The organism is Caballeronia sp. M23-90 (assembly GCF_053574605.1).
The window spans coordinates 1-4,965 of sequence record NZ_JBSIPA010000478.1 but is presented as its reverse complement, the minus strand read 5'-3'; the positions used below and the strand labels follow the sequence as shown (position 1 = coordinate 4,965).

Sequence of the window (4,965 nt, the reverse complement as noted above, 5' to 3'; positions counted from 1 at the left end):
TGGCTGCACGGCGTCGGGCCGTTGCTGGGGCTGATCGCGCTGTGCGTGGGCGGGACGCTGCTCAATCCCGATTTCGCCACCTTCGACAACGCCATGAACGTTCTCACGCGGACATCGTTCATTGGCATCATTGCGGTGGGCATGACGTTCGTGATCATCTCGGGCGGTATCGATTTGTCGGTTGGATCGATGGCCGCGCTGATCGCCGGCAGCATGATCTGGACGATGAACACGCTCGCTCACGGCGTGGGCGGCCACAGCTTTGCGCCGCTGACCATCATTGCCTTAGGAATTGTTCTAGCCCTTGTTCTAGGGGGTCTTTTCGGTTTGGCGCATGGCCTGCTCGTGACCAAGGGACGTATAGAACCGTTCATCGTGACGCTGGGAACGCTCGGGATTTTTCGCGCCGTGCTGACATGGCTCGCGGATGGCGGCGCGCTCACACTCGACAACACCTTGTCCGATTTATACGGCCCCGTGTATTACGCAAGTCTGTTTGGCATCCCGGTGCCCATATGGGTGTTCCTGATCGTCGCGGCGGGCGGCGTGATCGTGCTGAACCGCACCGTCTTCGGCCGGCATGTCCAGGCAATCGGATCGAACGAACAGGTCGCGCGATACGCCGCCATTCGCGTGGACAGCGTGAAGATCGTCACCTATGTGCTGCTCGGTCTTTGCGTGGGCGTGGCGACCGTACTGTACGTGCCGCGCCTCGGGTCGGCGACGCCGACCACCGGACTTCTCTGGGAGCTCGAGGCGATCGCGGCCGTGGTGGTCGGCGGCACGGCGCTCAGAGGTGGCGAAGGGCGTGTGATCGGGACCGTGATCGGCGCAATCCTCTTGTCCGTGATCGCAAACATCTTGAATCTCACCAGCATCATCAGCGTGTATCTCAACGCGGCAGTGCAGGGCGCCGTGATCATCTTCGTAGCGTTTTTACAGCGTGGACGTCGTTGAAGTCTGTTCGAACCGTGCCCTGAAACCCTATCAGGCGCCTGTCATGACAATGGAGACACAGCAATGAAAAACATTCTTCGCGCACTCGGCGCACTGACGCTCGCGGCGAGCGCCGTCTCGGCCATCGCGGCCGATAAAGTCACGCTCGGCGTCGCCATCCCGACCGCCACGCATGGCTTTACCGGCGGTATCGTGTGGTGGGCCAATGAAGCAAAAAAGGAACTGGAGGCGGCGCATCCGGATCTGAAGATCATCGTCAAAACGGCTGGCGGCGCGCCCGAACAGGCGAACCAGTTGCAGGATCTCGTGACGGTCAACAAAATTAACGCGCTGGTGATTTTCCCGTTTGAGTCGGCTTCGTTGACGCAGCCGGTCGCGCAGGTCAAGAAGAAGGGCGTGTATGTGACGGTGGTGGATCGCGGCTTGACCGACACCAGCGCGCAAGACGCCTACGTGGCCGGTGACAACACGGCCTTCGGCAAGCTGCCGGCCGAGTATCTGGCGAAGACGCTGGATGGAAAGGGCGACATTGTCGCGCTGCGCGGGATTCCGACCACGCTCGACAACGAACGCTGGACCGCGTTCGAATCTGTGATCAAGCAGCATCCCGACATGAAGGTGCTCGATGCCAAATACGCCAACTGGAATCGCGACGACGCATTCAAGGTGATGCAGGACTACCTCACGCGTTTCAAGCATATCGATGCAGTCTGGGCCGCTGATGACGACATGATGATCGGCGTGCTGAAGGCCATCGACCAGGCGAAGCGCACGGACATCAAGGAAGTGTTCGGCGGGGCGGGGTCGAAGGAAGCGGTCAAGCGGATCATGGATGGCGACAAGCGGGTGCAGGCCGACGTGTCGTACTCGCCGAAGTTCATCTACGACGCGATCAAGCTCACCGCCGAAGCGCGCCTGAAGGGCGAAAAACTGCCCGCCACGACCATCATTCCTTCGGTGCTGATCACGAAGGAAAACGCCAAGCAGTTCTATTATCCGAACTCGCCGTTCTGAGTTTTATCCTAGCTGAGCACACGTTCGTGGATCGACGATCATGAAAACCATCAAGGGCCCGGCAATTTTTCTGGCGCAGTTTCTCGGCGATGAACTGCCCTTCGACAACCTCGCGCACCTTGCAGGCTGGGCGAAGGGGCTGGGCTACGAAGGTATTCAGGTTCCGTGCGATCCGCGGCTGATCGATCTCGAACAGGCCGCCAAAAGCGATGCCTATTGCGACGATCTGCGCCGGATCGTAGAGGATGCGGGCGTGTGCGTTACGGAGTTATCGACGCATCTGCAGGGACAACTCGTGGCGGTTCATCCCGCGTACGACACGCTCTTCGATGGCTTCGCAGCCAAGCACGTTCGCGGGAATCCGGAGGCTCGCACGGCATGGGCCATCGAACAGGTTGGATTCGCAGCGGCCGCGTCCAGGCGCTTGGGCCTGAGCGCGCACGTGACGTTTTCGGGCGCGCTGGCCTGGCCGTATTTGTATCCGTGGCCGCAGCGTCCGCCGGGTTTGATCGAGACAGCGTTCGGCGAGCTTGCCAAGCGGTGGCGTCCCTTGCTCGACGCTTTCGATCAGGCTGGCGTGGACGTGTGCTACGAGTTGCACCCAAGCGAAGACCTGCACGACGGCGTAACCTTCGACCGGTTTCTGGATGCGGTAGATCATCACCCACGTGCCAACATTCTCTTCGATCCCAGCCACTTCCTGCTGCAACAACTGGATTACCTACAGTTCATCGATATCTATCACGAACGCATCAAGGCCTTTCACGTGAAAGATGCGGAGTTCCGGCCAAACGGACGTCAGGGCGTGTACGGCGGTTACTCGGGCTGGGTGGACCGCGCAGGCCGCTTCCGTTCTCTCGGCGACGGACAGATCGACTTCAGCGCAATTTTCTCGAAGATGGCGCAATACGATTTCCCTGGTTGGGCGGTGCTCGAATGGGAATGCGCGTTAAAACATCCCGAGGATGGCGCAAGCGAAGGCGCCACCTTTATCCGCGATCATATTATTCGCGTTGCAGATCGTGCCTTCGATGACTTCGCAGGAAGTGGCGCGAACGGTGAGGCTTTACGGGAGGTGCTGGGGATTCGCCGGTAGATTTCCTGCGCCCCGCCCCGCTCTTGCGCTCTTGCTCTTTGTCACTCCGGACCGATCAAGGTGAAGCTGGTGACGTCGACCAGCGTACGCGGTTGTCGCCCGGGACGCAGCCGCCCTGCGATGCGGACGAAAGTCCGATCGTCCAGATGCGCGGCAACCGCGCTTGCATATTGATCGTGATTGAGCACAACGCGCGCCTTGATAGTTCCCTTGTCGTGCTGGAGCAATCCGACGACGACCTCGCCCGCCCGGTTGCCTTCAAGATCGAATTGCCCATTCAGATGCTCGACTGTCCCGATGAATATGTCGTCGCGGTCATGCTCGACCGCACGCAACTCGCGGCGAACCTCGTCGATACGCCCAAAGTGATCGCTCTCGATTCGTATGCTTGCGGCCGCGGCGATCTCCTGGGGTAGTGCCACGGTTGTTGCCCAACGAAACGACAGGTCGATGCTGTTCTGCATTTCTTCATCATGCATACGCGTCAGTGCTTCGCACAGATTGGAAGAAACAACGGGCGAGCGCGCGTCTTTTTGCGAGTCGACGAAGCGGGTAAGCGTGTCTGTCTCGATGGCGTCAACCAGATCGCGCACGCCGCGACGGGCGCTCAGCATGGTCATGCGCACAAATGACTCGTTAGTGTTGGCGAGCGCAAGCGCGGCTGGCGTTTCCATTGCATCGACAGGGCACGAAACGCGCACGACGAAGCTGCCGCGCTCCGTGTGGCCGAACCGCGCATGACTGGCAAGCTGTGTGGCTTCGCTTCTGTGCAGACGCGGATGATGAGCCTGCGGCCGCAACACCGTGCAAGCCGAAGCAAGCAGAACCTGCTCCGCGCCAAGCAGCAACGACGCTGCAAACGACAAGGGCAGGCCTTCGTTGAACGCACCGCGCCCGGTCACCCGGTAATACATGGAGTCGTCGCGGGAGATCGCGGCAAGCTGAATCAGCTCTGTGAGCTTCATACCCTGCAGGTCAGCGAGCTTTGACATGGCGAGCTCGCATGCCTCCGCGTAGTCCAGCGCGTGCTGATCCATTGGAATGACAATCTGGCGACGCGGTGCGCAATCATGATGGAACACGTACAGTCCATCCACCATGCCATCAGGCAGCAATTTCCACCCGAGCGATTGAACGAAATCGCGCAGGCCTGAAGGAGATAGCGTGCTAAGCGTCATGTGGCACCTGGTCAGAAAGGTTTCGATAAGCAGGAATTTCGCGCCGCGAGATGCTTGCCATGAGCTGCATGAGACCGGCTCCGTCGAACGTCTGGCTCTTCGGGATCTTCACAGTGACGCCTGCTGTGTTGTCCGTGGGCGGGGCGCCGCGCAGACTGACCCAGTACGCGCATTTTCGCAGCACGAGTTGCTCCTCTGAATGCTCCAGCCAGTCCTCGGCGTTGGGAGGGAGGAACAGTACGGCGAGTATTCGCGGCGACGCGTGTGTCTCCCGGCGCAGGGCGTCGTACTGTTGCGTCCCGGAGAGGAAGTAGGAGAGCGATTCACCGTCGTCGAACGGTGTCTTGACCGTTGCCTTCAATTGGACCTTGACGTCGACTTCGGTCAACGGGCCGCCGTTCGGGAATGGTTCCCAGCCCGTGAGCATGGCGTCGATGCCGGCGTTGTCGTCGTGCCGGTTGCTGATCTTGCAGTTGACCCCTGCGTGCGAAGCGATCGCATGAAGATAAGCGTAGCTCAGCTCCGATTCCCTGTTTAATACTGAAAGTGCAGTGGCCATGATCCCCCCGGTAATGTTTCCATCAACAGGAGATGCTAGTGTTCTGTCCCAGAAATAACTTTACATAAATATTTGTTGTTCTACGATAAAGCCATGACCGACAGGGAGGCGATCATGGGACGCAAGGGAATCGAGATTTCGGTGTCGACGCTGGAGCGGGA

General features: G+C 59.7%; 5 protein-coding genes. 3 read left to right on the top strand and 2 right to left on the bottom strand.

Annotated elements, in window-relative coordinates:
• Positions 1-3: 3 nt before the first annotated feature.
• From ACRXB1_RS30400 to ACRXB1_RS30390, 3 genes are all read left to right on the top strand, one after another.
• Positions 4-957, top strand: coding sequence for an ABC transporter permease (locus ACRXB1_RS30400; protein ID WP_449494152.1), 954 nt, complete (start codon positions 4-6; stop codon positions 955-957).
• Between the two features lie 63 nt (positions 958-1,020).
• A complete protein-coding gene (locus ACRXB1_RS30395; protein WP_062171577.1) occupies positions 1,021-1,971 on the top strand; it encodes a substrate-binding domain-containing protein in 951 nt (316 codons plus the stop codon).
• A 40-nt stretch (positions 1,972-2,011) separates the two neighbouring features.
• Positions 2,012-3,067, top strand: coding sequence for a sugar phosphate isomerase/epimerase family protein (locus ACRXB1_RS30390; RefSeq protein ID WP_449494151.1), 1,056 nt, complete (start codon positions 2,012-2,014; stop codon positions 3,065-3,067).
• Positions 3,068-3,108: 41 nt separating this feature from the next.
• Here the strand turns inward: ACRXB1_RS30390 and ACRXB1_RS30385 are convergent, their stop codons facing one another.
• Positions 3,109-4,245 carry a hypothetical protein gene (locus ACRXB1_RS30385; protein ID WP_449494150.1) on the bottom strand — a complete coding sequence of 379 codons (1,137 nt, stop codon included), beginning with the start codon at positions 4,243-4,245 and terminating at the stop codon, positions 3,109-3,111.
• On the bottom strand, positions 4,235-4,804 hold the full coding sequence (locus ACRXB1_RS30380) for a DUF4365 domain-containing protein (RefSeq protein ID WP_174362343.1): 570 nt from the start codon (positions 4,802-4,804) through the stop codon (positions 4,235-4,237). Before ACRXB1_RS30380 ends, ACRXB1_RS30385 begins: the two co-directional genes overlap by 11 nt.
• Positions 4,805-4,965 lie beyond the last annotated feature (161 nt).

What these genes read in the sequence shown, in the direction of transcription:
- ACRXB1_RS30395 (WP_062171577.1), top strand. Translation starts at nt 1,021, where the DNA reads ATGAAAAACATTCTTCGCGCACTCGGCGCACTGACGCTCGCGGCGAGC.
- ACRXB1_RS30390 (WP_449494151.1), top strand. Translation starts at nt 2,012, where the DNA reads ATGAAAACCATCAAGGGCCCGGCAATTTTTCTGGCGCAGTTTCTCGGC.
- ACRXB1_RS30385 (WP_449494150.1), bottom strand. Translation starts at nt 4,245, where the DNA reads ATGACGCTTAGCACGCTATCTCCTTCAGGCCTGCGCGATTTCGTTCAA.
- ACRXB1_RS30380 (WP_174362343.1), bottom strand. Translation starts at nt 4,804, where the DNA reads ATGGCCACTGCACTTTCAGTATTAAACAGGGAATCGGAGCTGAGCTAC.